Here is a 26,734-nt window from a genome sequence, read left to right as displayed (position 1 = left end):
CGTGAGCGCATGTCTCGTGTGCGCGCCGACGCCTGTCCTGGGGTGTTCGCCCCGCACGACGCGGCGGACGGACCGCTCGCCCGGGTCCGGCTGCCCGGCGGCGCGGTGACTGCGGATCGGTTGCGCGCGCTGGCTTCCTGCGCGGAGGAGTTCGGGGACGGCGACGTGCACCTCACCTCGCGGGCGAACGTCCAGCTGCGTGGCGTCCGTCGCCCCGGCTTGGCTGCCCGGCTGGCCGAGGCCGGGTTGCTGCCGTCGCTGAGCCACGAACGCGTGCGGAACGTGCTGGCCTCGCCGTTGAGCGGGGTGCGCGGCGGGCTCGCCGACGTCCGGGGCTTGGCCGCGACTCTGGACCGGGAACTGTGCGCGCGGCCGGAGCTGGCGCAGCTGCCGGGCCGGTTCCTGTTCGGCTTCGACGACGGCCGCGGCGACGTCGCCGGTACCGACGTCTGCTGGCGCGCGGTGAGTTCCTCGACCGGCGTGGTGCTGCTGGCCGGGGTCGATTCGGGCTGGCTCGTGCCGCGGGACGAGGCGGTGTCCGCGCTGCTCACGGTGGCGGAAACGTTTGCGCGCGACCGGGGCACTGCGTGGCGAATCGGCGAGCTGCCGGATCGGCTCGCGCTCCTTCCGGACGGACCGAGGCAACCGCCGCAAGAGCGTCCGAGCCGCATCGACGAGACGGTCGGCCGGATCCCGCGCGACGACGGCGGCGAGGCGATCGGCGTCGCGCCGCGATTCGGCCGGTTGACAGCGGCCCAGCTGCGGACACTGGCGGAGTTCGGCGACGCGGTGGTCACGCCGTGGCGTTCGGTCCTGCTGCCCGGCGGCGCGGACGTCGCTCGCCTGCACGCGGCCGGTCTTTCCGCTGATCCGGCGACCGCGAAGCTCACCGCGTGCATCGGCGCGCCAGGTTGTGCGAAATCACTGGCCGACATCCGCGCGGATGCTGCGCCGCTGGTCGCGGACGGGATGCGGGTGCACGTCTCGGGGTGCGCGCGCCGGTGCGGGCGGCCCTCGGAGGCCCACCGCGACGTCGTGGCCGAACCCGGCGGCTACCGTGTCGACGGACGCTGGACCCCGGCGTCCGGTTTGGCCGATGCGGTGGCGAGAAAGGGACCTTCGTGATCGACTACCTGCGGGACGGGGCCGAGATCTACCGGCACTCGTTCGCCACGATCCGCGAAGAGGCGGACCTGGCGATCCTGCCCGACGACGTCGCCGGCGTCGCGGTCCGGATGATCCACTCCTGCGGCATGGTCGACCTCGTCGACGACCTGCGCTATTCGCTCGACGTGGTCGAGGCGGGCCGCGCGGCGCTGGAGGCGGGCGCACCGATCCTGTGCGACGCGAAGATGATCGCCAGCGGCATCACCCGCAAGCGGCTGCCCGCCGCGAACGACGTCGTGTGCACATTGGACGACCCGAGCGTTCCCGGCCTGGCCGAGCGGATGGGCACTACGCGCTCGGCGGCCGCGCTGGAGCTGTGGCGCGACCGGCTGCCCGGTTCGCTGGTGGCCATCGGCAACGCGCCGACCGCGCTGTTCCGGTTGCTGGAACTGCTGGACGAGGGCGTCGGCGCACCGGCCGCGATCATCGGCGTGCCGGTCGGATTCGTCGGCGCCGCGGAGTCCAAAGTGGAATTGGCGCGGCGGGCGCCCGCGCCGTACCTGGTGGTGCACGGCAGGCGCGGCGGCAGCGCGATGGCCGTCGGCGCGGTCAACGCGATCGCGAGCGCGGCCGAATGACCGGGCGGCTCTACGGCGTCGGGCTCGGCCCCGGCGACCCGGAACTGATGACGGTCAAGGCGGCTCGGCTGATCGGCGAGGCGGACGTGATCGCCTACCACTGCGCACAGCACGGGCGCAGCATCGCGCGTTCGGTGGCGGAGCCGTACCTGCGCGAGGGCCAGCTGGAAGAGCGGCTGATGTACCCGGTGACCACGGAGACCACCGACCATCCGGGCGGCTACGAGGGCGCGATCGCCGATTTCTACGAGCTGAGCGCGAAGAAGCTCGCCGAGCACCTGGACGCCGGGCGCGACGTCGTGGTGCTGGCCGAGGGCGACCCGTTCTTCTACGGCTCGTACATGTACATGCACGAACGGCTGGCCGGGCGGTACGAGGCAGAAGTGGTGCCGGGCGTGACCTCGGTGAGCGCCGCGTCTGCGGTGCTCGGCCGTCCGCTGGTGCAGCGCGACGAGGTGCTCACCGTGCTGCCCGGGACGTTGCCCGCGCCCGAACTGGCGCGCCGGCTGGCCGACACCGAAGCGGCGGCGGTGCTGAAACTGGGCCGTACCTTCGGTTCCGTGCGGGAAGCGCTGGCCGAAGCCGGAAAGCTGGACGACGCCTGGTACATCGAGCGGGCGACCTGGGGGCAGCAGCGAGTCGCACCGTTCGCCGAGGTCGATCCGGAATCGGCGCCGTATTTCTCCTTGGCGCTGCTGCCCAGTCCGGCCTACACGTCCAGAGTGGACGGTGAACCGGCACCGCATGCCCCGGCGGCGGTGCCGGTGGAAGGCGGCGAGGTCGTCGTGATCGGGCTCGGCCCGGCCGGTCCGGAATGGCTGACCCCGGAAGCATCGGCCGAGCTGGAGGCGGCCGAGCACATCGTCGGGTACGGGCCCTACGTCGCGCGGGTGCCGCAGCGGGCCGGGCAGCAGCGGCACGCGTCGGGCAACCGGGTCGAAGCGGAACGGGCGGTGGAAGCGTTGCAGCTGGCCGCTTCCGGCGCGAAGGTGGCCGTGGTGTCGTCCGGGGACCCGGGCGTGTTCGCGATGGCTTCGGCGGTGCTGGAGCAGGTCAAGGACACCGGTGTGCGGGTGCGGATCGTGCCCGGCGTGACGGCGGCGCAGGCCGCGGCGGCGCGCATCGGAGCGCCGCTGGGTCACGACTATTGCGTGCTGTCCCTTTCGGACCGGTTGAAGCCGTGGGAGATCATCGAACGCCGGCTCGACGCGGCGGGCGCGGCGGATCTGGTGCTGGCGCTGTACAACCCGGCGTCGCGGACCCGGCTGACCCAGTTGGCGAACGCGCGGGAAGTCCTTCTGCGGCACCGGGAGCCGGGGACGCCAGTGGTGGTGGCTCGCGACGTCGGGGGACCGGAGGAGGACATCCGGGTGACCACGCTCGGCGAACTCGATCCGGCCACTGTGGACATGCGGTGCTTGCTGATCGTCGGCTCGTCGCGGACGGTGGCGGAGCAGCGGCCGGACGGCCGCTCGGTCGTGTGGACGCCGCGCAGCTATTCCTGACCCGCACGCGGCAGTCGCTCCGCTTCGCGCGCAGCTGGTCCGTGAAAGGCCCCTTGCGGGAATCTCATTCCGGCAAGGGGTCCTTCACTGCCATGGACGGCTGATCGAAGCGGAGGGCCGGTTCATCCGGACGGCTGCGACCGTCCACTGTGGAGACAAAACCCGGGCGTGTGCCCCAGCGACCGTCGAAACACGTCGATGAACGCGCTCGTGGTGGCGAATCCGCAGGACTGGGCCACCGCGGTGACCGATCGTCCTTCGGTCAGCAGCCGCAGCGCGTGATACAGCCGCAGCTGGGTACGCCACTGCGGGAAGGTCATCCCGGTGTCCGCGCGGAACAGCCGGGTCAGCGTCCGCCCACTGGCTCCGGCCACGCGGCCCAGCGCGTCCAGGCTGCGGTTGTCGGACGGATCGTCCTCCAGCAGCCGGCAGACCGCGGCCAGCCGCGGATCCCGCGCCGCCGGCACCCGCACCGGACGTTCCGGGGCGAGGGTCAGCTGGTCGAACAGCACTGCCCGCATCCGCTGCCCGGCTGGCGCCGATCGGTCCGCGCCGAGTTCGGTGTAGGCGATCAGCAACTCACGCAGCAACGGCGTCACCGCGAGCGCGGTCGGCTCGGACACGGCCAGCGGGCTCAGCTCCTGCGCGAAGCCGAACAAGTGGATTCGCGTGACGCCGTATGCCCGGTGGGAGTGCACTGTCCCGGCCGGGATCCACAGCGCTCGGTGCGCTGGCGTGATCCATCGCGAGTCGTCCGTGTGCACCGCGAGCACGCCGCTGCTCGCGTAGACGACCTGATGTTCGTCGTGCCAGTGCGCGGCGACGCTGGCGGTCGCGGCCAGGTCCCGAGTGTTCGTCGGCGCCGAGGGCAGGTGGCCGGAAATCGACATAACTCGGCATATTAACGGAATCGCGAACCTGATCGGCGGCTCGATCATGGCTGGGTGACTACCACCCTTACCCTGCCCCGCACGGCGCGCTGGCCGATGCCGCTGATGGTGATCGGCCACGCGGTCGATGACCTCTACCAGGGCGCGGTCCCCGCTCTCGTCCCGTTCCTCGTCGCCGAACGGCACTACGGCTACCTCGCCGCGGCCGGCGTCACGGTCGCCGCGACGCTGCTTTCTTCGGTGGTCCAGCCGCTGTTCGGCGTACTGACCGATCGGCGGCCGATGCCGTGGCTGGTACCGCTCGGGATGACCGTCGCCGGGGCGGGCATCGGGTTGTCCGGGCTGGCCGGCTCGTACCTGCTGACCTGGCTCGCGATCGCGCTGTCCGGTCTCGGCGTCGCCGCTTACCACCCGGAATCGGCGCGGATCGCCCGCCGCGTCGCGGGGCCGGGGCACGTCGGGATGAGCTGGTTCTCGCTCGGCGGCAACGTCGGATTCGCGCTCGGCCCGATCATCGTCACGCCGGTGCTGCAGGCGGGCGGTCTCGGTGCGACGCCGTATCTGGTTGTGCCCGCGCTCGCCGCGGGTCTGGTGATCGCGTTCTTGATGCGCCGGATGACCGACCTGTCGTCGGCAGCGAAGCGCCGGGCGCAAGCGGGCCGGGACGATTGGCGGCAGTTCGGCTGGCTGACCGTGGTGGTGGTCGGCCGGTCCGTCGCGGCGTTCTCGCTGAACACGTTCCTGGCGATCTGGGTCGCGCAGCGGGTCGGCGGCACGCTCGCCGGGGAAGTGGCACTGGTCGTGCTGTTCGGAGTCGGCGCGCTGGGCACCTTGCTCGGCGGAGTGCTGGCCGGGCGGTGGGGCCGGGTCAAGACCGTGCGGGTCGCGTACGCGGCCGCGTTGCCCGCGGTGGCCGGGATCGCGCTGGTGCCGGGGTTTGGGGTGTTCGTGCTGGTCGCGCTTGCGGCACTGGCGTTGTACCTCCCGTTCTCGCTGCATGTGACGCTCGGCCAGGACTATTTGCCGAACCGGCTCGGCACCGCCAGCGGGGTCACGCTCGGCCTCGCGGTCAGCGTCGGCGGGATAGCCGCACCGGCGGTCGGCGGACTCGCGAACGCGGCAGGACTCCAGTGGGCGCTGCTGGCGCTCGCCGTGCTGCCGGCGATGTCGTACCTGGCGGCACGGCGGTTGCGGGAGCCGCGCGCGGAGTGAGCTGCCGCCGTTCGCGAGGAGGGCAACGGCACAGCCGGACAGCGGTGACGCCGAGAACGGGGGTTTTCCCGCCTACGTCAGAACCCTTCGACGGCCAGCGGTTACCGGGTCGGGTCCTTGCCGTTCGGCTGCGCCGGGCCCGGACCTGGCGACCACCAGCCCCACACCGTCTTCTCGCCGTGGAGCACCGTCGGCGCGATCCCGGTGGTGTACGGCTCGACCTGCAGCAGCTGTCCCCAGGACTGGTACGGCTGCCCCATCAGGTAGCTCGGCACCTCCGGCTGGTCGGCGATTTCCTCCAGCCAGCCGATCGGCCCGCCGTTGGTGCTCGACGCCCACTTCGCCTCGTCGGCCAGCGTGCCCGCGGTGATCCGGTAGTCCGGCATCGCGGAGATGCCGTCGTGCGAGGCGACTGGGTTCGCGCACGGGTACACGAACGACGCGGGCCAGTCGATGTACACCGACTTGCCGGCCAGTTTGTCGGTCAGCGTGGTGAACGTCGGCACCCGCGGCGCGGACGCGGCGATCCAGCCGTCGTCGGTGAGGTCGTTGTCCACGATGACGACCCGCACCGAGGTGGTCTCCGGCGGAAGGTCGCGCAGGTTGATCCGGGTGTCGTTCCAGCTGCCGGTGCCCTGGCCGGGCGGGAGGGCGAACTGGCCGCGCAGCACCCGCACGCCCTCGGGCGTGGTGACGCCGTATTCCAGGCTCACCGAGGACGGCCGCCGCGACGGGCTGGCGGTGGCGACGACGATCTGGCCGTTTTCGGTGCGGTCCTTGAGCGCGTACCAGTCGCTGCGCAGCCGCCCGGCCCGGGTCTGGGTCTCCAGGTAGCTGCTCCACATCGGCACCTGGTCGGCGGTGAACCCGTGCGGCGGCTCGGCGAGCGGGTCCTTGTCGTCGACCGGGCGGGTGTGGAAGCCGAGGGTGAGCCGTCCGTTGTCCTGGTCCGGGCTGGGCAGCGGATTGGGTTTCTCCGGCGTCTCCGGCTTTTCCGGCACGGTCCGCTGCTCGGCCTGCGGGTGCAGGATGCTCTTCGCCGCGTCCGTTTCCACCATCACGTGGTCGGACAGGTTGCAGCTCTTGCCGAACAGATGTCCGATGTTCGCCGCGCCGAGGCTGTAGCTGTCGCGCTGGGTGTAGATCGCCGCGCCCATCGTGTAGATCTCGCCCGCCGCGGCCAGGCCGCACACCACGACCAGCGACAACGAGCCGAGCCGCAGCGAACGGCTCCGGCCTTCCTGCAGGGTCAGTGCGCCGGGCCGGTGCGCGCGGACGTTCTCGACGAACGCGTAGATCCCGGCGATCGCGGCGGCGCCGAGCAGGATCGTCGACAGCGGGATGCCGCCGATCGACGGTGCGACGTTCGTCCACGGCACGCCGAGGCGGGAGACGAACCAGTAGGTGTTCGGCCCGGTCGCGGCGAGCGCGCCGACCGCCAGCAGCACGGCCAGGAACGCGGCGCGGTTGCGGTTGGAACGCAGCACGGTCGAGCTGGTCGCCAGCGCGGTGAGCGCGGCCATCGACGCGCCGACCGAGGCGAACGCGCCGAAGTGGTGCGTCCACTTGGTCGGGGTCAGCGCGAGCAGCAGGAAGAACACCGCGGTGGTGCCGATCAGGCGACGGCTCGGGCCGAGCGCGGCACCCGGGATGCGACCCCGGCGCAAGAGCACGACCAAGCAGGTGACCGTGCAGAGCAGGACGAGCAGCACCGGGAACCGGCGGGGCGCGGAGCCGTCCGGCAGGTCCGCGAACAACAGCTGGTAGCGCGAGAGTTCCTGGAACCACGACAGGTTCGGGCCGACCGCGGTGCGGATGCGGGTGGCTTCCTGCACGGTCGCGAAGGTCTGGTCGGCGAACATGACCACGAGCACGAGAAAGCCGGAGGCGAGGATCGGCGCGAGCATCGGCAGCCAGCCGCTCGCCGCGCGCTGGCGCACCAGTTTGAACAGCGGCCGCCCGGCGACCAGGAACGGCGCGACCGCGATCAGCCCGGTCGGCGTCGCGGCGAGAGTGAACGCGGCCGCGGTCAGGCCGAGGCACAGCGGCAAGAGCCGTCGGGTGACCAGTGCGCGTTCGACCGCGCAGATGGCCAGCAGCGAGCCCAGCGCGGCGACCGGTTCCGGCCGCACGCCGTTGTTGTAGGGCATCCACCAGACCAGGAACACCGCGGCGGCCGCCCAGCCCGCCGCGCGGCTGCCGCGCACCTGGGTGCCCAGCCGCGGCATCACCTCGCGGCTGATCAGCAGCCAGCTGATCACCCCGAGCAGGTACGCGGGCAGCCGGATCCACGGCGGCACCGTGCTGACGTGCGTCATCAGCTCGTACAGGTGGTAGAACCAGCCGAACGGGGCCTCGGCGACGCCGAACCAGCGGTGGTAGTTCGTCAGGAAGCCGGTCTGCTCGGTGACCCGGGCCATGGTGAGGATGTAGCCGTCGTCCGAGGTGACCGGCCCGATGAAGACCCAGGCGCCGAGCACGCCGAACACCGTCGCGTCCCGGCCGGTGAGCCGCCACCAGCCGACCGGGGCCCAGCGCGGCGCGCGGCGGGCGAAGCCGGAGTCCATCCGCCAGACGATCACCAGGCAGCCGAGGAACGACAGGGCGGCCAGGACGGCGACGACGATCTTCAGCGTGGTCGGCGAGGTCTGGTACCGGGTGTCCGGGACGATCGACACGTGCAGCCCGGCGATCGGGTCGCGGGCCGAGGTGATCGACGAGTAGATGCCGAGCACGCGCGGCCGGACGTCGCCGGTGGTGTGGAAGATCGTGGTCTCGCCGACCGAAAGCGTCATCTGCGTCGCGTCCGAGACGAGCGTCACCGCGCAGCCGGTCTGCGGCAGCGGCTGCTGCGCGATCTGCTGGCCCTGGCTGGAGGCGAGCAGCACGCCGTTGTCCACGCGCAGCTGCAGGCCGACGCCGTTGGACGCGTGCTTGCCGGTGCGCCCGTCCGGGACGGTCGAGAACAGCAGCGCCGGGCCGTTGGTGCGGGAGTCGAGCGACCGGACCGTGTCGCAGGGCAGGCTGACCTTGAGATCCTGGGCCCAGTACCCGGTCAAGGGCGCGTTGACGGCACGGGTGTCGGAGGCAGTCGGCCAAACGACTTCCGCGGTGTCCTGCACGACCGGCAGGAAAGGAAAGGCCAGGGCACACAGCGCCGAAAGCAGCCCCAGCACTACGGCAAGCGGACGCATTAGAGGAAATCTATTGGGTGCACCCCGGCGTCGTTACGCTGACCCCTCGTCACGGGGAGTGAAACGTTCGTAGTGTAAAGCGCTGGCCAGCGGCGCGCGGCTGCGCCAGCCGTGCCGTTCGAGGTCCGGAACCTCCGCCAATTTCGTTACCGGTCCTACACAAAGCCACGCCACCGGCCGGATTCCGGCGGGAATGGCGAGCAGTTCGGCGAGCACGGGTTCGCGGTAGAAGCTCACCCACCCGACGCCGAGGCCCTCCGCGGTCGCGGCCAGCCACAGGTTCTGGATGGCCAGGCACACCGAGTACAGCCCGGCGTCGGCGATCGCGTGCCTGCCGAGCACCGCGGGCGCGCCGCGCTGCTCGTCGTAGGTGACGACGATGCCGAGGGTGGACTCGCGGATGCCTTCGACCTTGATCCGGGAGAACGTGTCCGCGCGCTCGCCCTCCAGCGACGCGGCGAACACGTCGCGTTCCTCGTGCACGTGCCGGGCGAACGCGTCGCGCGTCTCCGGTGAACGGACGAGCACGAAATCCCACGGCTGGCTCATCCCGACGCTCGGCGCGGAGTGCGCGGCCTCCAGTACCCGGGCGAGCACCGCGTCGTCGATCGGCTCGCCGGTGAACTCGGCGCGGACGTCGCGGCGGCGGCGCAGGACGTCGTAGAACTGTTCGGTCATTGGTTCAGGATCCATTCGACGGCGGCCTCGACCGCGGGGGTTTCCGTGGTGGACGGTCGGGGCGGGCGGCGCACGACGACCACCGGCAGGCCGAGCTCCCGGGCGGCGGCCAGTTTCGCGGCGGTCATCGCGCCGCCGCTGTCCTTGGTGACCAGGACGTCGATGTCGTGCTCGGTCATCAGCGCGCGTTCGCCGTCGAGCCGGTACGGGCCGCGGTCGAGTACCAGTTCGTACCGGCGCGGCAGCGGCTGGTTCGGCGGGTCGACGCAGCGGATCAGGAACCACAGCGGATCCAGGTCGGCGAAGGCGGCGAGACCCTGGCGGCCGCTGGTGAGGAACACCCGCTCGCCGAGCCCGGGCAGCAGCGCCGCGGCCTCTTCGAGGTCGGCGGTCCAGTGCCACCGGTCGCCGTCGGCAGGCTGCCAGCCGGGACGGGCGAGCCGCAGCAGCGGGACGCCGGCCGCGCGGGCGGCGTGGAAAGCGTTGGCGCCGATGCGTTCCGCGAACGGATGCGTGGCGTCGACCACGGCCTGCACCCGGTGCTCGCGGAGCCAGGCGGTGAGGCCCTCGACGCCGCCGAAGCCGCCGATCCGGACTTCGCCGACCGGCAGCCGCGGCCGGCTGACCCGCCCGGCCAGCGACGAGACCACCGGAATCGCGCGTTCGTGCAGGCGGGCGGCCAGGTCGCGGGCTTCGGCGGTGCCGCCGAGGACCAGGACGGTCACTGGCCGTAGCCGACCGCGGCGCGCCAGCGGTCGAGCGTGCGCATGTTGGCGAGGGTCTCGGCCCAGGTCAGCTCCGGGGCCTCCCGGTCGGCGACGTGCGCGGCGACGTAGTCTGCTTCGCGCGCGTAGATCCCTTGAGTGGCTTCGATTTCGATCACCTTCGGCTCGCCGACGGCGGGCGTCAGCACGATGGTCGAGACGCCAGGCGCGCGCAGTTCGTGGATCCACGCCGGTTTCGGCACGTACAGCTGGCCGCCGGTGCCGTAGATCCGGATGTGGTCGTCCTGGTCGAGCAGATAGCCGCAGGAGATCTGCGCGATGATGTCGCCGGGCAGCCGCAGCAGGCCCATCGCGAACTCGTCCACGCCGTTTTCGGTGAGCCGCGCCATGCCGGTCACCCGGGTCGGCTCCACGACCGCGGTCCCGGTCGCGGCCTGCGAGACGAGCCGGGCCAGCGAAGTGCAGTAGCAGCCGACGTCGAGGATCCCGCCGCCGCCGAGCTCCGGGTCGCCGAGGCGGGCCGCGTCGTTCTCGGTGGAGTCGAAGCTGAACGTCACGTCCACCGCGCGGACCTCGCCGATCGCGCCGCTCTCGATCAGCTCGACCAGCCGGCGGGTCTGCGGGTGCATTCGGTACATGAACGCTTCCATGAGGAAAACGTCGTTGCGGCGGGCGGCTTCGATCACCTTCTCCGCGTCCGCCGCGGTGAGCGTGAGCGGCTTCTCGCACAGCACGTGCTTGCCTGCTTCGGCGGCGCGGATCGTCCATTCCGCGTGTTGTGCGTGCGGAGTGGCGATGTAGACCGCGTCGACGTCCGGGTCGGCGAGGAGGTCCGCGTAGCTGCCGTACGCCTTGGGGATGTCGTACTTGGCCGCGAAGTCGCGGGCCCGTCCGGGCGTGCGCGAGGCGACCGCGGCGAGCACGCCGTGGCGGCTTTGCTCGACGCCGGAAGCGAATTCGGCGGCGATGGTCCCGGTGGCCAGCAGGCCCCAGCGCAGTTCGGTCACAACGACTCCGGTTGGCTCGCCCGATCCCGGGTGCTCGAATAGAGGAAACTGTCCGGAAACCCGCCCGCGGCGAGCACCCGTCCGACGAAAATCGTGGCAGCGCGGGTCATCCCGGCCGCACGGGCCTGTCCGGCGATGTCCGCGAGCGTGCCGCGGACGACGGTCTCGCCGGGCTGGCTGGCCAGCGCGACCACCGCGGCCGGGCAGTCGGTGCCGTAGTGGCCGGCGAGTTCTTCGGCGACCCGCTCGATGTGGTTGATGGCCAAGTGCAACGCGAGCGTGGCGCCGGTGCGGGCGAAGTTGGCCAGTGTCTCGGTGTCCGGCATCGCGGTCGACCGGGCTTGGGCGCGGGTGATCACCAGGCTCTGTCCGATGCCGGGCACGGTCAGCTCGCGCCCGAGCACCGCCGCGGAGGCGGCGAACGCCGGGACGCCCGGGACCATCTCGTACGGAACGCCGGCCGGTTCGAGCCGCCGGACCTGCTCGGCGACCGCGCTGTAGAGCGAAGGATCGCCGGAGCACAGCCGCGCGACGTCGAGCCCGGCCCGGTGCGCGTCGATCAGCTTCGCGGTGATCTGGTCGAGGCTCAGGTTCGCGGTGTCGACGCGTTCGGCGTCCGGCGGGCAGTAGGCGAGGAGATCGGTCGGCGTCATGCTGCCCGGGTACAGGCACACCGGGCAGCGCGCGAGCAGATCGCGGCCGCGCACGGTGATCAGGTCGGCCGCACCCGGTCCGGCGCCGATGAAGTAAACGGTCATTTCCAGCTCCACTGCGTGACTGCGCGAGACGGCGTCCAGCCGGTGAACCCGCCGAGCGGTTTCGCGTGTTCCACCGAGATCCGTTGCAGCTGCCCGCCGTGCTTCGCGTAGGCGGCGGCGAGAAGCTGTTCGGATTCGAGGGTCACGCCGTGCGCGACCACGCGGGCGCCGGTTTCGACGCACCGCTCCAGCACCCCGGGCACGGTCAGGCCGCCGCCGACGAACACCGCGTCCGGGCGGGGAAGCCCGGCCAGCGCGTCCGGTGCGGGGCCGGTGACCACCCGCAAGTCGGGTACGCCCAGGGTGTTCGCGTTGCGCTGGACGCGTTCGGCGCGGGCCGGGTCGCGTTCGATCGCGATGGCGCGGTTGAGCGGGTGCGCCCGGCACCATTCGATGCCGACGCTGCCCGCGCCCGCGCCGACGTCCCAGAGGAGTTCTCCGGGGGCCGGGGCGAGACGGGCGAGCGCGGACGCGCGGAGGTCGCGTTTGGTGAGCTGGCCGTCGTGCTCGAACGCTTCGTCGGGCAGACCGGTGAGCGGGAGGCCGGGGCCTTGGCAGCGCAGGGCGAAAACGGTGAGCGGGCCGGGATCGTGCCGCCAGCCGTCGACGATCCGTTCGGTGTCCGCGCCGAGGTTTTCCAGCGCGGTAAGGGCGGAATCGCCGTATCCGCGGGCGGTGAGCAGTTCGCGCAGTTCGGCCGCCCCGCCGCCGAGGACGAGGACTTTCCGGCCGGGGGCCAGAACGCGCGCGACCCGGTGGACGGAGCGGCCGACGACGGTGACGACCTCGGTCTCCTCGAAGGACCAGCCGAGCCGGGCACGGGCCAGCGTGGCGGAGGAAACCGCGGGCAGGACCTCGATGGCGTGACCCCGGTCACGCAAGGTGGTGGCGATGCCGGAAAGGAGCGGATCGCCGCTCGCGAGCACGCAGACGCGGCCGGTCTGCTCGGCGAGGATCCGGTCCAGGCCGGGCAGCAGCGGGCTGGCCCAGCGCTGCGTTCGGACGCCCTCGGGCAGCGTCGAGAGCTGCCGTTCCGCACCGAGAACGACGTCGGCGCGCAGCACGGCGGCGCGGGCTGCCGGGGACAGCCCGGCCCACCCGTCGGCCCCGATCCCGACCACCGTCAGGCGTGATTCTTCGCGCACGGTTTCCCACCCTAAGCGAGAGCTTCGCTGTGCGATGATCGGCCGGACGCCGACCACGAGGGAGTGCTCTTGAAGCCCTATCCGTTCACCGCTGTCGTCGGGATGCCGGACCTGCGGCTGGCGCTCGTCCTGTCCTCGATCTCGCCCGCGGTCGGCGGAGTGCTGGTGCGGGGCGAGAAAGGCACCGCGAAGTCGACCATGGTGCGCGCGCTGGCCGGACTGCTGCCGGGGGTCGACGTGGTGGACGGCTGCCGGTTTTCCTGCGACCCGGCTGCGCCCGATCCGGTCTGCCCGGACGGTCCGCACGCGGCCGGCGCGCCCGCGCACCGGCGGCCGGCGCGGCTGGTGGAGCTGCCGGTCGGCGCAGCCGAAGACCGGGTGGTCGGTTCGCTGAACCTGGAGAAGGCACTAGCCGAGGGCGTCACCGACTACCAGCCGGGACTGCTCGCCGCGGCGCATCGCGGTCTGCTGTACGTGGACGAAGTCAACCTGCTGCACGACCACTTGGTGGACACTTTGCTGGACGCCGCGGCGATGGGCCGCGCGACGGTCGAGCGCGAGGGCGTTTCGGTTTCGCACGCGGCGCGGTTCGTGCTGATCGGCACGATGAACCCGGAGGAAGGCGAGCTGCGGCCGCAGCTGCTCGACCGGTTCGGGCTGACCGTCGAGGTCGCGTCGAGCCGGGACCCGCAGCAGCGGGTCGAGGTGGTCCGGCGGCGGCTGGCCTACGAGGCGGATCCGGACGGGTTCGCTGCCGGGTACGCCTCGGCGGACGCGGCGCTGGCCGCGGAAATCGAGGCAGCGCAACAGCTCCTGCCGTCGGTCAAGCTGCCGGACGACGCGTTGCGGCAGATCGCCGAGGTGTGCGCGTCGTTCGAGGTCGACGGGATGCGCGCGGACATCGTGACCGCGCGGACGGCGGTCGCGCACGCGGCGTGGGCCGGGCGGGACGAGGTCGGCACCGAGGACATCCGGGTCGCCGCGCGGCTCGCGCTGCCGCACCGGCGGCGGCGGAACCCGTTCGACGCGCCGGGAATCTCCGAGGAACAGCTGGAGCAGGCGCTGCGGGACGCGCAGCCGCCGGACGGCGACGGGCCGGACGACGGCGGACCCGATGACAGCGGTCCCGACGACGGCGGACCCGGTCCGGACGACGGCGGTCCGGCACCGGACGGCGGCCCGTCCGGCCCGCCGCCTTCGGAGGACAGCGATCCGCGAGCGCAGCCGGGGTCCGCGCCGCAGAAAACCGTCGCGGCGGGAGACACGTTTCGCGCGCGGGTGTTCCGGGTGAAAGGCACCGGCGAGGGCGAACGCGGCCGCCGGTCACGCGCCCTCACCGACACCGGCCGGACCATCGGCGTGCAGCCGCCCAGCGTTCGCGACGGACGCCCGCATCTGGTCGCGACGATCCGGGCCGCCGCGCCGCATCAGCGGTCTCGCGGACGCTCCGGCCCTGTGCTGGAGGTTCGTTCGCCGGACCTGCGGTTCGCGTTGCGCGAAGGCAGGGAAGGCAACCTGGTGCTGTTCTGCGTGGACGCCTCCGGCTCGATGGGCGCGCGAGCGCGGATGCGGGAAGTGAAGACCGCCGTGCTTTCCCTGCTCCTGGACGCTTATCAGCGGCGGGACAAGGTCGGACTGGTGAGTTTTCGCGGCGGCGCGGCGGAATTGGCGCTGCCGCCGACGATCAGCGTCGAGGCGGCCGCGGCGCGGCTGGAGGGTCTGCCGACCGGCGGGCGCACACCGCTGGCCGAGGGACTGCTGGAGGCCGCGCGGGTGCTGCGGGTCGAGGCGATCCGGGATCCGCGCAGGCGCCCGCTGCTGGTACTGGTCACCGACGGCCGGGCGACGAGCGGCGCCGACGCCGTCGCCCGCTCGCAGGCGGCCGCCGGGTTGCTGGCCGGTGTGACGACGATCGTGATGGACTGCGAGACCGGCCGGATGCGGCTCGGCCTCGCCGCGGAACTGGCCCGGCACTTGGGGGCCGAGCACGTGCCACTGTCCGAGGTGGCCGCCGAGTCGCTGGCTTCGGCGGTGCGGGAACGAACGGGAAGGGCTGCCTGATGCCGCAGGGGAAACCGGCCGTGGTGCCGCGGGACGGGCTCACCACGCGGCAGCGCCGCAACCGTCCGCTGCTCGCCGTGCACACCGGCGAGATGAAGGGGAAGTCCACCGCCGCGTTCGGAATGGCGTTGCGGGCGTGGAACCAGGGCTGGTCGATCGGGGTGTTCCAGTTCGTCAAGTCGGCGAAATGGCGGGTCGGCGAGGAAGCCGCGTTCAAGGCGCTGGGCAAGCTGCACGACGACACCGGGCAGGGCGGTCCGGTGGAATGGCACAAGATGGGCGAGGGCTGGAGCTGGTCGCGCAAAGCCGGGTCCGAAGAGGACCACGCGGAGAACGCGCGCGAAGGCTGGGCCGAGATCAAGCGCCGGCTGGCCGCCGAGGCGCATGATTTCTATGTGCTGGACGAATTCAGCTACCTGCTCAAGTGGGGCTGGCTGGAAGTGGACGACGTCGTGTCGGCGCTGGCCGCCCGGCCGGGGCATCAGCACGTGGTGATCACCGGCCGGTACGCGCCGCCGGAGCTGATCGAGGCCGCCGATCTGGTCGCGGAAATGACGAAGGTGAAGCACCCGATGGACGCCGGGCAGAAGGGGCAGCGGGGGATCGAGTGGTAGCTCGCGTCGTCATCGCCGCGCCCGGGTCCGGGCACGGCAAGACCACCGTCGCGGCCGGGCTGATGGCCGCGCTGCGCGCCGCCGGGCACGTCGTTTCCGGGCACAAGGTCGGCCCGGACTTCATCGACCCGAGCTACCACGCGCTGGCGACCGGCCGTCCGGCCCGGAACCTGGACCCGTTCCTGCAGGGCGAGGACGCGCTGGTCCCGTTGCTGCGGCACGGTTCCGCCGGTGCCGACATCGCGGTCATCGAAGGCGTGATGGGGCTGTTCGACGGCGCGCTGGGCACCGAGGGCTACGCGTCGACAGCGCACGTCGCGCGCTTGCTCGACGCGCCGGTGGTGCTGGTGGTCGACGCTTCGGCGGCTTCGCGCAGTGTCGCGGCGACCGTGCTGGGGTTCGCGCAGTACGACACGCGCGTCCGGCTGGCCGGGGTGATCCTCAACAAACTGGGCTCGCAGCGCCACGAGGACGAGATCGTGACCGCGCTGGAGGCGACCGGCGTTCCGCTGCTGGGAGCGTTGCGCCGCAACGAGAACGTGCACGCGCCGAGCCGCCATCTCGGCCTGGTGCCCCCTGCCGAGCGGGCAGCGGAATCCTCGCGGTTGCTGCCGGAACTGGCGGAGTGGGTCGCGGCCGGGGTGGATGTCGAGGCCGTGGCCCGGGTGGCCCGGCGCGCCCCGGCGCTGACGGGTCCACTGTGGAGCGCCGGCCCGGAATGGGACGGTCCGCGCGCGACTCTCGCCGCGGCCGGAGGACCGGCGTTCACGTTCCGCTACACCGAGAACATCGAGCTGCTGGCCGCGCGCGGGATCGACGTGGTCGACATCGACCCGTTGCGGGACAGGGAACTTCCGCCGGATTGCGCCGGGCTGTACTTCGGCGGCGGATTCCCGGAGGTGCATGCCGCTGAGCTTTCGTCCAATGCGGAACTGCGGAAGACGGTCGGTGCGGCGATTTCGGCGGGAATGCCGGTGAGCGCGGAATGCGCGGGACTGCTGTACCTGTGCCGGTCCTTGGACGGCGCGCCGATGGTAGGGGCCGTTCCGGCGGACGCGAAGATGACCGCGCGCGGAAAGCTCGGCTACCGGCGGGCGGTTTCGATCGCGGACAACGTCCTCGCCGCGGCCGGGCAGCGGGTGACCGGGCACGAGTTCCACCGCACCGAAATCCTTCCGGCGCACGGGGAAACCGCCGCGTGGGGATGGGACCGGGGACTGGACGGGTTCGCGTCGGACTCGTTGCACGCGTCGTACCTGCATGTGCACTGGGCCGGTTACCCGCAGCTGGCGGACCGGTTCGCGGAGCGGGTGCGCGCGTATGCCTGAGTACGACCTGCACCATCACGGCGACCGCGAGGTCGGCGACGGTCTCGTCGACCTCGCGGTGAATGTCCGGCTCCCGGCCCCGCCGGCGTGGCTGCGGACGGAACTCGCCGCCGCGCTGGAGAACCTGGCGTCCTATCCGGATCCCACCGCGGCGGCCGAGGCAGTCGCCGCGCGGCACCGCCGAGCGTTCGAAGACGTGCTGGTCACCGCCGGTGCCGCGGAGGCGTTCACACTGCTGGCCTCGGCGATTCCGGCGCGGCATCCGGTCGTCGTGCACCCGCAGTTCACCGAACCGGAAGCTGCCCTGCTCGCCGCCGGGCGCCCCGTCGACCGAGTCGTGTTGTCCGAAGAGGACGGTTACCGGCTCGACCCCGCGCTGGTGCCTGGCAGCGCGGATCTGGTCTTCGTCGGCAATCCGACCAACCCGACCTCGGTGCTGCATCCGGCCGCCGCGGTACGGGCGCTCGCCCGGCCCGGCCGGGTGCTCGTGGTGGACGAAGCGTTCCTGGACGCGGTCCCGGGAGAGGCGGAGAGCCTTGCCGGAGAACGCATTCCGGGCGTGGCGGTGCTGCGGAGCCTGACCAAGACCTGGGGGCTGGCCGGCCTGCGCGCCGGGTACCTGCTGGGGCCGCCGGACTTGACCGCGCGGCTGCGCGCCGTGCAACCGCCGTGGTCGGTGTCCACGTTGGCCGCGGTAGCGACCGTCGCGTGCTGTCGTCCGTCCGCTGTGGAGGAAGCCGAAAAGCTGGCCGCCGAGGCGGAAGCCGACCGGGACTACCTGGAATCCGGCCTGGCCGATCTGGGAATCCCGGCCCTGGCCAGCCCGCGCGGCCCGTTCGTGCTGATCCGGGTACCCGGCGGCGCGTCCGTCCGGCTCCGTCTGCGGGAAGCGGGCTACGCCGTCCGGCGCGGCGACACGTTCCCCGGGCTCGGCCCGGACCACCTGCGGCTGGCGGTGCGGGACCGCGCGACGACCGACGCGTTCTTGGCGGCGCTGCGCCGGGTCACTGGAGCGCGGTGAAGTCCTCCAGCCACGCGTAGTTCGGCGCGGCGGTGCCGTCCGGGTTCCGCTGGACGGTGGCTCGGGCGAACACGCTGTTCAGCAGCCACGGCGGGGTCTGCGGACCGAAGTTGCCGCCAGCGAGCGAACTGGTGCCCTGGTCGATCCCGTAGCAGGCGACGGCGAGCTTGCCGGTGCCGCGGAACCGGGCCATCTGGTCGCGCAGGAAGTGCTTGTTGTCCTCGAACCACGGACTGCCGCTGAGAAAGTCGTACCACTGCTGCTTCGGCACCGGCTGATGCAGCGAATCCCGGATGACCTGCCAGACCTTGGTGTCCGCGGGCACCCGGTACTTGCTCGCGTACGCGGCGGGCACCGGGTCGGAGAGATGCTTCTTCCAAAGCTGCACCAGCGAGAACTCGGTGGCGAGGAACTTCTTCGCGCCGAGGCGCGGCAGCGTGTAGTCCAGGAATGCCTGCACCTCGCCTTGCGCGCCGACATGCGGATGCAGGTCGGTGCCCGCGATCCCGGAGGTCTCGCGGACGTACTGCAGCCAGCGTTCGGTGCCCTTGCCGGTCCACTTCGGATCGTCGAGATTGTTGAGCGCGCCCATGTACAGCACGGTCTTGCCGGCCGGCGACTTCAGGACATGCGCGGCGATCGTCTCGTAGAAGGCGTTGAGGGCGCCGTTGTTCCAGTCGGCTCGCGTGCTCTCGATGAACGGTTCGTTGCCGATGGTCAGGATGTCGACTTTGTCCAGGACGGCCGGGAGGATCTTGTCGACCCGCGCGAGATCGGCCTGCATCTCCGGCGTGCCGGGCCGGGGGAGCGGCTGGTGGAAGTAGGGGAACTTCAGGGTGAGGACAGTGCGATGCCGCCGTTCGGCCGCGGCCAGGAGCTTTTTGACCGTCGGGTCCGCCGTAGCCGGTCCGCGGTCCAGTTTCGGCATGGCAGTGAAGCCGCGCACCCAGGTCGCGTGGGAGCGATCGAGATCGTCCCAGGTCAGGATTTCCGCGTCGTCGTTGAAGTTCGCTCCGAGTGCGCCGTCCGGTGGCGGCGCCTCCGGGGCGGGCTGGTCGGACGCCGAGCTGCTGCAGGCGGCGGCGCCGAGGAGGGAGGCGCCCGTCGCGGCGGAGATCTGGAGCAGACGGCGACGGGTCAGGGATGCGTCGAGTGCTGGACGGTATGACATCGGGTCCTTGGTACCACGGGCCGCACGCAGGCAAACAGCTTCCGGGCCAACCGGCGTTCCTCGCGCCGGGCCAGCGGAAACTGACCGAGGACGGCGGCGTGGACCTGCGGTTCAGGCGATCGCCAGCAGGGCGGCGGCGACCGCCGCTTCCACGCACCCGCCGAGGACGTCGCCGGTGACCCCGCCGATGCGCTGCACGCACCGGCCGAGCAACATCGCCGCTGCCGCGTAGCCGAGCACGACCGCCGCCAGCCCGCGCCACCAGGGCAAACCGGGTGCCAGCGCCGCACCTGCCGCGGCTATCGCGAACACCGCCGCGCTCACCGCGATCGGCACCGATCCGGCGACCGTCGCGCCCAGCCCAACCGGCCGGGCGGAGGGCACCCCTCGCGCACAGCAGAGCGACAGCACGCATCGTCCGCAGAGGACCGCCAGAACCACGGAGACGATCCCGTGCCCGTCAGCGATCGCCCCGGCTAGCGCGCCGACCTGGATCAGTAGCACGAAGACCAGCGTGGCGACGCCGGTAGGCCCGGAATCGCCGCGGCGCATCACGTCGAGGGCCTTCGCGCGGTCGTAGGACGCGCCGAGACCGTCGGCGGTGTCGGCAAGCCCGTCGAGGTGCAGGCCGCGGCTTCCCCAGGCGACTGCCCCGAGCGCGAGCGCCGCGGTGGCCAGCGCTGGAAGACCGCATGCGACTCCGCCGGCGACGATCAGCCCGGCGGTCGCGGCGAGGGGGAGCGCGGCCAGCGGACCGAGCGTCATGGCGACGCCGGCGACGTGCCGGTCGATCCGGCGAGGCGCCGGGACCGGCACGGTGGTCAGAGTGCCGACGGCGAGCCGGACGCCGTCGCTCAGCCGGCTCACGCCCGACCCCGGCCGTCCGCGAAGGGCCCCTTGCGGGAATCCATGTCCGTGAGGGGCCCCTTGCGGGAATCCAAGTCCCTCAAGGGGCCCTTCACGGACCGAAGCGCGACTGGGGAGATCACCCGAGGTCCGCGAGCAAGCCCATGTCCGCGATGATCGCCCGCGCCGCGCGCAGCGTCGGGACTGCCTGGACCGCCCCGCTGCCCTCGCCGAGCCGCAACCCCAGGTCGAGGATCGGCGTCAGCCCGAGCGCCTTGAGCGCAAACGCTTGCGCGGGCTCGGTCGACTTGTGCCCGGCCAGCCACCACTGCTCCGCCCCGGGCGCGATGTCCCGCGCGATCAGCGCCGCGGTCGCCGAGAAGATCCCGTCCAGCAGCACCGGGATTCCGCGGACCGCCGCCTCCACCAGGAACCCGGCGGTGGCTGCGAGGCAGGCGCTGCCCAGCGCGGTCAGCCGGTCGAACGGGTCGTCCACCGGCCGGCGCGCCAGGGCCGCCGCGACGACCGCGGTCTTGCGCTCCAGCGCCTCGCCGGAAACGCCGGTCCCGGTCCCGACCACCTCGGCGGCGGGCAGACCGAGCGCCGAAGCCACCACCGCGGCGCAGACCGTGGTGTTCCCGATGCCCATGTCACCAGGAATGAGCAGGTCCGCCGCCGCTTCCGAGGCCGCGATCTCGCGTCCTGCCTCGAAAGCCGCCAACGCCTCGCCGGGCGCCAGCGCGTCCTCGACGTCGATGGCCCCCGAACCGCGGCGGATCTTGTGCGCGGTCACCTCTGCCGGGACGTCGGCACCGTCCCAGTCGACCGCGATGTCGGCCACCCGCACGGTCGCGCCGACCTGCGCGGCCAGCACGGTCACCCCGCTGCGGCCGGCCAGGAACACTCGCACCATCGCCGCGGTGACCTCGCGTGGGTAGGCCGACTGGGCCGAGACCCCGTGGTCGCCGGCGAAAACGACCACGCGGACGTCGTCCAGCGGGCGCGGCGGGACGAGGCCGTGCGCGGCGCTCAGCCACGCGGCGAGTTCCTCCAGCCTGCCGAGCGAGCCGACCGGTTTGACCAGGCCGTCGAGCCGCGCCAGTGCGGTGGCGCGGGCGGTGGCATCGGGCGCGGGGACGGCGAAACGCGGCACAGCGAGCTCCTTACGGCAGGTCGAGCGCCCGCCCGGCGACGATCAGCGCTACCCGGTCGCAGTCGGCGGACACCCGGTTGTTCAGTGCGCCCAGCACATCACGGAACAGCCGTCCGGACACCGTTGCGGGCACCACACCGCTGCCGACCTCGTTGCTGACCGCGACGACCGGCACCCGCGCCTGGCTCCACGCGGCCAGGAAGTCTTCGAGCCGGTCGTCCAGTCTGCGCTCCCAGCCCGATTTGCCCGACCACGCGCCGACTTCGTCGAGCACGCGGGAGAGCCAGGTGCCGAGGCAGTCGATCAGCAGCGGGCTCGTCGCGGTGCGGAGCACGGTCGCCAGGTCGGTGGTCTCGATCGTCGTCCAGTGGTGCGGACGGCGGGCCCGGTGCGCCTCGACGCGTGCGGCCCACTCCGGGTCCTCCGCCGACGGAGGCAGCCCCGGTGCGACGTACACGAGGTGGGGGTGGTGCGCGACGAGCCGCTCGGCGTGCCGGGACTTCCCCGAGCGGACCCCGCCGAGGACCAGCACCTTGCCGTCGTCGCGGCCGTACCGGCGGAGGGCCTGCGCCAGGGTTTCGAGAGACCCGGCGAGCCGGTGCGTCAGCTTGGTCATACCCGGCATTCTCTCCCTCGCGCTACGGTTCGCCACGTGCCACTCCGACAAGCTTCCGCCGCGGCCGGGATGATCGCCGGATACGCGGCCGACGCCTGGTTCGGGGACCCGCGCCGCGGGCATCCGGTCGCGCTCTTCGGCACCGCCGCTGGCCAGCTGGAACGCCGCTGGTGGGCCGATTCGAAGCCGCGCGGCGCAGCCTATGCGACGGTCTGCGCGGGTTCGGCCGCGGTGCTCGGGCTGGCCGCGCGGCAGGCGTCCCGGCACCGGCCGGGTGTCCGATTCGTCCTGACCGCGGCGGCGACCTGGGTCGTCCTCGGCGGCCGCGGGCTGGCCGCGGAGGGCGAGAAAATGGCGCAATTACTCGAATCGGGTGAACTCCCGGCCGCCCGGCAGCGGCTCAGCCACCTCTGCGCGCGCGACGCGACCGGGCTCGGCGCCGCCGAACTGACCCGCGCGGCCACCGAATCGATCGCCGAGAACACCTCCGACGCGGTCGTCGCGCCGCTGCTGTGGGGCGCGGTCGCGGGCGTGCCCGGGCTGCTCGGCTACCGCGCGGTGAACACCCTGGACGCGATGGTCGGCTACCGCTCGCCGCGTCACCGGAACTTCGGCTGGTTCGCGGCGCGGACGGACGACTGGGCGAACCTGGTGCCGTCCCGGGCCGGGGCGATGCTCACGGCGGCGGTCGCACCGCTGGCCGGCGGACGGGCCCGGGAGGCGTGGCGCACCTGGCGGCGCGACGGGGGCGCGCACCCGAGCCCGAACGCGGGACAGGTGGAGGCGGCGTTCGCCGGGGCACTGGGAATCCGGCTCGGCGGGACGAACACGTATCACGGCGAGGTCGAGCGGCGCGGTTCGCTGGGGGACGGGCGGCCGCCAGCGGCCCGGGACCTGCGCCGCGCGGTGCGGCTGTCGCGGCTGACCGGTGCCGCCGCGCTGGTGCTCGCGGCGGCGATCTCGTTCGCGGGCAACCGGTCCGTGAAGGGCCCCTTGCGGGAATCTGAGTCCCTTAAGGACCCCTTCACGGTGTCCGGGAAGAAGGGGACGCGATGAGTGGGCTGCTGATCGCCGGAACCACCTCCGACGCCGGTAAAAGCCTGGTCACCGCCGGGATCTGCCGATGGTTCGCGCGGCGCGGGGTGCGGGTCGCGCCGTTCAAGGCGCAGAACATGTCGAACAACTCGATGGTCTGCGCGGACGGCGCGGAGATCGGCCGCGCGCAATGGCTGCAGGCGCGAGCGGCGCGGGTCGAGCCGGAAGCGGCGATGAATCCCGTGCTGCTCAAACCGGGCAGCGACCGGCGCAGTCACGTCGTCGCGCTCGGCAAGCCGTTCGGCACCCTCGACGCGGGCGAGTACGCGACTGGCCGAGCCGGGCTCGCCGAGATCGCGTTCGGCGCGTTCGAGCAGCTCCGGCAGCGGTTCGACGTCGTCGTATGCGAGGGCGCGGGCAGCCCTGCCGAGATCAACCTCCGCTCCGGCGATTACGTGAACATGGGCCTGGCGCGGCGGTTTTCCTTGCCGGTGCTGGTCGTCGGGGACATCGACCGGGGCGGCGTGCTGGCCGCGATGTTCGGCACTCTCGCGTTGTTGTCGCCCGAGGACCAGGCGCTCGTCGCGGGCTGGCTGGTGAACAAGTTCCGCGGCGACGTCGGGTTGCTGCGCCCAGGCCTCAACAGCCTGGAAAAGGTCACCGGACGTCCGGTGCTCGGCGTACTGCCCTGGCTGGACCGGGTGTGGATCGACTCGGAGGACGCACTCGCCGCGGCAGGCTGGCGCCGTGAAGCCGGACAGGGCGGGCTGCGCGTCGCGGTGGTGCGATTCCCTCGTGCTTCCAACGCAACCGACGTCGACGCGCTTGCCGCGGAGCCCGGCGTGACGGTGACCTTGACGGCCGACCCGGACACAGTCGCGGCGGCGGACCTCGTCGTGCTGCCGGGTTCGCGGGCCACTGTGGACGATCTGCGCTGGTTGCGCACCCGCGGCCTGGCTGACGCGGTGACCGCGCGCGCTGCGGCGGGCCGCCCGGTGCTCGGGATCTGCGGCGGGTACCAGATGCTGGCGGAGTCCATTGACGACGAGGTCGAGTCGAACGCCGGTCTGGTCGACGGCCTCGGGTTGCTGCCGACCCGGGTGACCTTCGCCGGGGAGAAGGTGCTCGGCCGTCCGGTCGGGCAGTGGCGAGGCCATCGCGTCGAGGCCTACGAGATCCACCACGGCAGTGCCGCACCCGCGGACGCGGAGTCGTTCTTGGACGGTTACCGCGTCGGCTCGGTCTGGGGCACGACCTGGCACGGCGCGCTGGAGAACGACGGATTCCGGCGAGCCTGGCTGACCGAGGCCGCGGCGCAGGCCGGCGTCGGCTGGCAGCCGTCGGAGGACGCACCGGGTTTCGCGGACCTGCGCGAGGACATGCTGGACCGGCTCGCCGACGCGATCCAGTCCGAAGTGGACACCGGAATGCTGATGGCACTGGCCGAAGCGGGCGCTCCCGGCGGCTTGCCGTTCGTTCCGCCGGGGGCGCCCTGAGCGCGTCGCCGCTCAGGGCGGGCCGCCGAACTCGGCGACCGACGAGCCTCGCCGGTCCGCGAACGGACCGAACCCGACCGGCACCGTGAACGTCGCCAGTTCGCGGTGGGTCACGCCCCGCTGAGTCTCGCCGGTCAGCAGGTCCCGTACGCCGAACGCGCTGCCGAGGCCGCTCGTGACGCCTGGCCGGATCCCGAACCGGTCTTCCCGGCGTCCTCCGCGGACGAGCAAGATCTCCACGCCCGGCACAGTACCGGTGGCCCGGCCCGATCCGGGGTATTCTCTCCGGCGACCGGACCGGACTCAGCAGGAGTGTGCCCAGCATGTCCTACGTCGTGGATTTCACCACCGTGTCGACTGCCGGCCTGGAATCGTCGCCGGTCGCGGACGCGCTCGCCGGCCTGCGCGCCAACGAAGCCCGCTACTTCAAGAACAAATACGACCACGTCTTCACCGTCGTACCCGCGGCTGAGGCCAAGGCGACCGTCGACTGGATCCACGGCATCCTCAAGGAAGAACGCGACATCGTCATCGCCTCGCCGCCGCTGGAAGCGACCGAGTTCGAGGTCGCGGGCATCCGGATGGCGTACGTCTTCTACGAAAGCGGCCTTTCCGTCAACGTGATGTACACGCTGGACGACGCCGGGAAGCGGGCCGTCGGGTTCAAACTCTCCGACGGCATGGACGTCCCCGAGGAGCTGGCCTCGAAGTTCAAGTTCGCCCGGCAGAAGTCGAAGCTGGCCGGGACCATCCGCGGGTCGTACTTCACGATCAAGAACGAGCACTGACCCGCAGCGCGGCGCTGCGCAAGCACAACAGGAGCGGCAGGGAGCCGTCGTCGCGCAGCTTCGTCGGCAGCGCGGACGCTTCGATCAGCGGCGTCCCGCTGCTCAGTTCGCGGCCGAGTTCGGCGAGGTCGACCTCCGCGACGGTGACTCCCGCGCTGTAGAGCCGTTCCGCGCCCTTCGTCCGGCGGCCGGCGAGCGTTTCGCTGTCGACGGACAGTTCGGTGACGCCGAAGAACTCCGGCTTCGCCCCGCGCTCCATCCAGCGCGCGAACCCGGTCAGCCGGGTCGACGCGACCTCGTCCGGCCGGATGCCGGTTTCCTCGCACAGCTCGCGTTCCATTCCGGCGCGCACCGCGGTGTGCAGTGTGCGCCGCGAGCCTCCTCGCGGGGTAAGGAGGTCCTGCGGTTCGAGGCTGCCGCTGCCGGACGGGGCCAGCAACAGGCCGCTCGCCGAGTTTCGCGCGGACTGGCGGACGAGGACGAGCAGCCCGTCCGAAGTGAACGCGATCGTGGACACGCCGACGAGATCGGCGAGCGTGCTCGCGGCGAGGGTGCGCAAGGCGCCGGACGAGTCGGTCAGCTCCTCGTGCCGGAGGTCGTACTCCCGGCCGTCGGCGGCGTTCGTGATGCGCAGGGACGCGAGTTCGTTAGAGCACACCGCGTCGAAGAACCGGGCCCGGTGCAGGACGATCGGCGCCGGCCGCGAGCCGGACGCGGGCAGCGGTTCACCCCGCATCCCGACGATCGGTCCGTTGAACAGCAGCCGCCCGCGCGCCCGCAACGGAAGCACGTGCGGCGCGGTCGCTTTGAGCCGTGCGGGCAGCCGGTACTGCTCGTCGGCGACCGTGATGCCGAAGGTTGTTTCGCTGACCGCGGCGTCGATCGCATCGCTGATCAGTGCGGTGCCGCGAGCGGGGATCGCCAGGTACCGCGCGTCCGGATAAGCGCTCGGCGGCGGCGTCTCGGTGGTCGGGAACGGCGCGGCGATCGCCGTGAACTCGTAGCCTGCCCAGCGTTTCCGCAGCAGCCGGACGTCCCGGACCAGGGTGAGCAGGCCGAGCAGAAGGGCGAGGACCGAAAGAGCGACGCCGAACGCGCTCGGCAGGACGGTGACGGCCCCCAGGACGACCCCGAGCGCGGACACCGCGACCGGCCATTCCCCGGCGCCGACGAAGAAGAGATAGTCGGCCGTGGCCCGGGCCCGGCGGGTCAGTTTTCCCATCGCGGCCTTGTTTTAGCACGGATCCGGTGGTGGGGCACCAGATTTGGCGAACGGATTACCAGACGATCTGGCAGTAGAGCCGGTGTCCGTGCGCGACGGCGCCCTCGGCCAGCGCGGCGAGTTCCTTCAGGAACGAGACGACGTCCGCAGTCTCGGCTTCCTCGTACTGCTCGGCGAAGGCCCCAGCCGCGGCCTGCAGCGCATCGTCATCGGCGGCGGCCAGCGCGTCGCGGAGGGCGTCGGTCAGCGTCACGACCGCACTCTCCATCTCGTCGAAATCCACGAAGCCGCCGACCTGCTCCGCACCGCCGAGGATCGGCCTCGACCTCGTCGGCGGTCCGGCCGGTGAGCGAGGTTTCGACCGGCATCAGGTCGTGCGGGTCGGCCCCCTTCACCACGAGTTCTTCGTAGCCGGTGCAGCGGCCGCCGCCCAGTTCGGTGTACGCCTGTTCGGCCATGGCGTCGTCCACCGCGACGAAGTAGTCGTAAAGCACTCGCGGATAGTAGTCGAGGAAACCGCGGTG

At 72.1% G+C, this 26,734-nt stretch carries 25 protein-coding genes; 11 read left to right on the top strand and 14 right to left on the bottom strand.

What is annotated here, in order from left to right:
* Positions 1–9 precede the first annotated feature (9 nt).
* The 3 genes from AMYBE_RS0120875 to AMYBE_RS0120865 are packed head-to-tail and all read left to right on the top strand — an operon-like array spanning position 10 to position 3,250.
* Positions 10–1,125: a nitrite/sulfite reductase gene (locus tag AMYBE_RS0120875; protein WP_027927851.1), complete on the top strand. Its 1,116-nt coding sequence runs from the start codon at positions 10–12 to the stop codon at positions 1,123–1,125.
* Positions 1,122–1,745 (top strand): precorrin-8X methylmutase, encoded by a 624-nt coding sequence (locus AMYBE_RS0120870; protein ID WP_020661333.1) that lies wholly within the window; start codon positions 1,122–1,124, stop codon positions 1,743–1,745. The genes AMYBE_RS0120875 and AMYBE_RS0120870 overlap by 4 nt, the downstream gene beginning before the upstream one ends.
* Positions 1,742–3,250, top strand: coding sequence for a precorrin-2 C(20)-methyltransferase (locus AMYBE_RS0120865; protein WP_020661332.1), 1,509 nt, complete (start codon positions 1,742–1,744; stop codon positions 3,248–3,250). Before AMYBE_RS0120870 ends, AMYBE_RS0120865 begins: the two co-directional genes overlap by 4 nt.
* Before the next feature lie 122 nt (positions 3,251–3,372).
* Here AMYBE_RS0120865 and AMYBE_RS0120860 read toward each other — a convergent pair whose 3' ends face one another.
* Complete coding sequence (locus AMYBE_RS0120860; protein WP_020661331.1) at positions 3,373–4,140, bottom strand: AraC family transcriptional regulator; 768 nt, start codon at positions 4,138–4,140, stop codon at positions 3,373–3,375.
* A 54-nt stretch (positions 4,141–4,194) separates the two neighbouring features.
* Here AMYBE_RS0120860 and AMYBE_RS0120855 point away from each other — a divergent pair, with 54 nt between their 5' ends.
* A complete protein-coding gene (locus tag AMYBE_RS0120855) occupies positions 4,195–5,352 on the top strand; it encodes an MFS transporter (RefSeq protein WP_020661330.1) in 1,158 nt (385 codons plus the stop codon).
* Between the two features lie 101 nt (positions 5,353–5,453).
* Here AMYBE_RS0120855 and AMYBE_RS0120850 read toward each other — a convergent pair whose 3' ends face one another.
* From AMYBE_RS0120850 to AMYBE_RS0120825, 6 genes are read right to left on the bottom strand one after another with little or no spacing between them, the layout of a single operon-like run.
* Complete coding sequence (locus AMYBE_RS0120850; RefSeq protein WP_020661329.1) at positions 5,454–8,546, bottom strand: arabinosyltransferase domain-containing protein; 3,093 nt, start codon at positions 8,544–8,546, stop codon at positions 5,454–5,456.
* Between the two features lie 33 nt (positions 8,547–8,579).
* Positions 8,580–9,224: a 5,6-dimethylbenzimidazole synthase gene (gene bluB, locus AMYBE_RS0120845; RefSeq protein ID WP_020661328.1), complete on the bottom strand. Its 645-nt coding sequence runs from the start codon at positions 9,222–9,224 to the stop codon at positions 8,580–8,582.
* Positions 9,221–9,949 carry a cobalt-precorrin-6A reductase gene (locus tag AMYBE_RS0120840; protein WP_020661327.1) on the bottom strand — a complete coding sequence of 243 codons (729 nt, stop codon included), beginning with the start codon at positions 9,947–9,949 and terminating at the stop codon, positions 9,221–9,223. Before AMYBE_RS0120840 ends, bluB begins: the two co-directional genes overlap by 4 nt.
* Entirely contained in the window at positions 9,946–10,956 is a 1,011-nt protein-coding gene (locus tag AMYBE_RS0120835) for a Gfo/Idh/MocA family protein (RefSeq protein WP_020661326.1), read from the bottom strand. Before AMYBE_RS0120835 ends, AMYBE_RS0120840 begins: the two co-directional genes overlap by 4 nt.
* Complete coding sequence (gene cobM / locus AMYBE_RS0120830; RefSeq protein ID WP_020661325.1) at positions 10,953–11,714, bottom strand: precorrin-4 C(11)-methyltransferase; 762 nt, start codon at positions 11,712–11,714, stop codon at positions 10,953–10,955. Before cobM ends, AMYBE_RS0120835 begins: the two co-directional genes overlap by 4 nt.
* Positions 11,711–12,859, bottom strand: a complete 1,149-nt coding sequence (locus AMYBE_RS0120825; RefSeq protein WP_027927849.1) for a bifunctional cobalt-precorrin-7 (C(5))-methyltransferase/cobalt-precorrin-6B (C(15))-methyltransferase — start codon at positions 12,857–12,859, stop codon at positions 11,711–11,713. Before AMYBE_RS0120825 ends, cobM begins: the two co-directional genes overlap by 4 nt.
* 69 nt (positions 12,860–12,928) lie before the next feature.
* Between AMYBE_RS0120825 and AMYBE_RS0120820 the strand changes: the two genes are divergently transcribed.
* The 4 genes from AMYBE_RS0120820 to cobC are packed head-to-tail and all read left to right on the top strand — an operon-like array spanning position 12,929 to position 17,883.
* Positions 12,929–14,920 carry a putative cobaltochelatase gene (locus AMYBE_RS0120820; RefSeq protein ID WP_027927848.1) on the top strand — a complete coding sequence of 664 codons (1,992 nt, stop codon included), beginning with the start codon at positions 12,929–12,931 and terminating at the stop codon, positions 14,918–14,920.
* Positions 14,920–15,534, top strand: a complete 615-nt coding sequence (gene cobO, locus AMYBE_RS0120815; RefSeq protein ID WP_020661322.1) for a cob(I)yrinic acid a,c-diamide adenosyltransferase — start codon at positions 14,920–14,922, stop codon at positions 15,532–15,534. Before AMYBE_RS0120820 ends, cobO begins: the two co-directional genes overlap by 1 nt.
* A complete protein-coding gene (locus AMYBE_RS0120810) occupies positions 15,528–16,862 on the top strand; it encodes a cobyrinic acid a,c-diamide synthase CobB (RefSeq protein WP_020661321.1) in 1,335 nt (444 codons plus the stop codon). The genes cobO and AMYBE_RS0120810 overlap by 7 nt, the downstream gene beginning before the upstream one ends.
* On the top strand, positions 16,855–17,883 hold the full coding sequence (gene cobC, locus AMYBE_RS0120805) for an Rv2231c family histidinol phosphate aminotransferase CobC (protein WP_020661320.1): 1,029 nt from the start codon (positions 16,855–16,857) through the stop codon (positions 17,881–17,883). Before AMYBE_RS0120810 ends, cobC begins: the two co-directional genes overlap by 8 nt.
* Here the strand turns inward: cobC and AMYBE_RS0120800 are convergent.
* The 4 genes from AMYBE_RS0120800 to AMYBE_RS0120780 all read right to left on the bottom strand — a co-directional run bounded on the left by AMYBE_RS0120800 (position 17,867) and on the right by AMYBE_RS0120780 (position 21,669).
* The gene (locus AMYBE_RS0120800) at positions 17,867–19,054 is read right to left on the bottom strand and encodes a hypothetical protein (RefSeq protein ID WP_020661319.1); all 1,188 of its coding nucleotides are present in this window, start codon (positions 19,052–19,054) and stop codon (positions 17,867–17,869) included. The two genes, cobC and AMYBE_RS0120800, sit on opposite strands and share 17 nt — an antisense overlap.
* Before the next feature lie 111 nt (positions 19,055–19,165).
* Positions 19,166–19,921: an adenosylcobinamide-GDP ribazoletransferase gene (locus AMYBE_RS0120795; RefSeq protein ID WP_020661318.1), complete on the bottom strand. Its 756-nt coding sequence runs from the start codon at positions 19,919–19,921 to the stop codon at positions 19,166–19,168.
* A 118-nt stretch (positions 19,922–20,039) separates the two neighbouring features.
* On the bottom strand, positions 20,040–21,053 hold the full coding sequence (cobT, locus tag AMYBE_RS0120785; RefSeq protein ID WP_020661316.1) for a nicotinate-nucleotide--dimethylbenzimidazole phosphoribosyltransferase: 1,014 nt from the start codon (positions 21,051–21,053) through the stop codon (positions 20,040–20,042).
* A gap of 10 nt (positions 21,054–21,063) precedes the next feature.
* Entirely contained in the window at positions 21,064–21,669 is a 606-nt protein-coding gene (locus AMYBE_RS0120780; RefSeq protein WP_020661315.1) for a bifunctional adenosylcobinamide kinase/adenosylcobinamide-phosphate guanylyltransferase, read from the bottom strand.
* Between the two features lie 36 nt (positions 21,670–21,705).
* Between AMYBE_RS0120780 and AMYBE_RS0120775 the strand changes: the two genes are divergently transcribed.
* Positions 21,706–22,725, top strand: a complete 1,020-nt coding sequence (locus tag AMYBE_RS0120775; RefSeq protein WP_084470090.1) for a cobalamin biosynthesis protein — start codon at positions 21,706–21,708, stop codon at positions 22,723–22,725.
* On the top strand, positions 22,722–24,200 hold the full coding sequence (locus tag AMYBE_RS0120770; RefSeq protein WP_020661313.1) for a cobyric acid synthase: 1,479 nt from the start codon (positions 22,722–22,724) through the stop codon (positions 24,198–24,200). Before AMYBE_RS0120775 ends, AMYBE_RS0120770 begins: the two co-directional genes overlap by 4 nt.
* Before the next feature lie 12 nt (positions 24,201–24,212).
* Here AMYBE_RS0120770 and AMYBE_RS0120765 read toward each other — a convergent pair whose 3' ends face one another.
* On the bottom strand, positions 24,213–24,440 hold the full coding sequence (locus tag AMYBE_RS0120765; RefSeq protein WP_020661312.1) for a hypothetical protein: 228 nt from the start codon (positions 24,438–24,440) through the stop codon (positions 24,213–24,215).
* Positions 24,441–24,523: 83 nt separating this feature from the next.
* Between AMYBE_RS0120765 and AMYBE_RS0120760 the strand changes: the two genes are divergently transcribed.
* Positions 24,524–24,988 carry a hypothetical protein gene (locus tag AMYBE_RS0120760; RefSeq protein WP_020661311.1) on the top strand — a complete coding sequence of 155 codons (465 nt, stop codon included), beginning with the start codon at positions 24,524–24,526 and terminating at the stop codon, positions 24,986–24,988.
* Here AMYBE_RS0120760 and AMYBE_RS0120755 read toward each other — a convergent pair.
* On the bottom strand, positions 24,972–26,210 hold the full coding sequence (locus AMYBE_RS0120755; protein ID WP_020661310.1) for a hypothetical protein: 1,239 nt from the start codon (positions 26,208–26,210) through the stop codon (positions 24,972–24,974). The two genes, AMYBE_RS0120760 and AMYBE_RS0120755, sit on opposite strands and share 17 nt — an antisense overlap.
* Before the next feature lie 55 nt (positions 26,211–26,265).
* Positions 26,266–26,493, bottom strand: a complete 228-nt coding sequence (locus AMYBE_RS0120750; RefSeq protein WP_154676263.1) for a hypothetical protein — start codon at positions 26,491–26,493, stop codon at positions 26,266–26,268.
* Between the last annotated feature and the right edge of the window lie 241 nt (positions 26,494–26,734).

Origin of the sequence: Amycolatopsis benzoatilytica AK 16/65 (assembly GCF_000383915.1) — a bacterium.
Classification (GTDB): domain Bacteria; phylum Actinomycetota; class Actinomycetes; order Mycobacteriales; family Pseudonocardiaceae; genus Amycolatopsis; species Amycolatopsis benzoatilytica.
The sequence above is the reverse complement of the archived record's forward strand: the minus strand, read 5'-3'. Positions and strand labels throughout refer to the sequence as shown.

Bases quoted from the DNA above. Each gene is read 5' to 3' on its own strand.
- AMYBE_RS0120875 (WP_027927851.1), top strand. From the start codon at position 10: ATGTCTCGTGTGCGCGCCGACGCCTGTCCTGGGGTGTTCGCCCCGCAC.
- AMYBE_RS0120865 (WP_020661332.1), top strand. From the start codon at position 1,742: ATGACCGGGCGGCTCTACGGCGTCGGGCTCGGCCCCGGCGACCCGGAA.
- AMYBE_RS0120860 (WP_020661331.1), bottom strand. From the start codon at position 4,140: ATGTCGATTTCCGGCCACCTGCCCTCGGCGCCGACGAACACTCGGGAC.
- AMYBE_RS0120850 (WP_020661329.1), bottom strand. From the start codon at position 8,546: ATGCGTCCGCTTGCCGTAGTGCTGGGGCTGCTTTCGGCGCTGTGTGCC.
- bluB (WP_020661328.1), bottom strand. From the start codon at position 9,224: ATGACCGAACAGTTCTACGACGTCCTGCGCCGCCGCCGCGACGTCCGC.
- cobM (WP_020661325.1), bottom strand. From the start codon at position 11,714: ATGACCGTTTACTTCATCGGCGCCGGACCGGGTGCGGCCGACCTGATC.
- cobO (WP_020661322.1), top strand. From the start codon at position 14,920: ATGCCGCAGGGGAAACCGGCCGTGGTGCCGCGGGACGGGCTCACCACG.
- cobC (WP_020661320.1), top strand. From the start codon at position 16,855: ATGCCTGAGTACGACCTGCACCATCACGGCGACCGCGAGGTCGGCGAC.
- AMYBE_RS0120800 (WP_020661319.1), bottom strand. From the start codon at position 19,054: ATGTCATACCGTCCAGCACTCGACGCATCCCTGACCCGTCGCCGTCTG.
- AMYBE_RS0120780 (WP_020661315.1), bottom strand. From the start codon at position 21,669: ATGACCAAGCTGACGCACCGGCTCGCCGGGTCTCTCGAAACCCTGGCG.
- AMYBE_RS0120770 (WP_020661313.1), top strand. From the start codon at position 22,722: ATGAGTGGGCTGCTGATCGCCGGAACCACCTCCGACGCCGGTAAAAGC.
- AMYBE_RS0120760 (WP_020661311.1), top strand. From the start codon at position 24,524: ATGTCCTACGTCGTGGATTTCACCACCGTGTCGACTGCCGGCCTGGAA.
- AMYBE_RS0120755 (WP_020661310.1), bottom strand. From the start codon at position 26,210: ATGGGAAAACTGACCCGCCGGGCCCGGGCCACGGCCGACTATCTCTTC.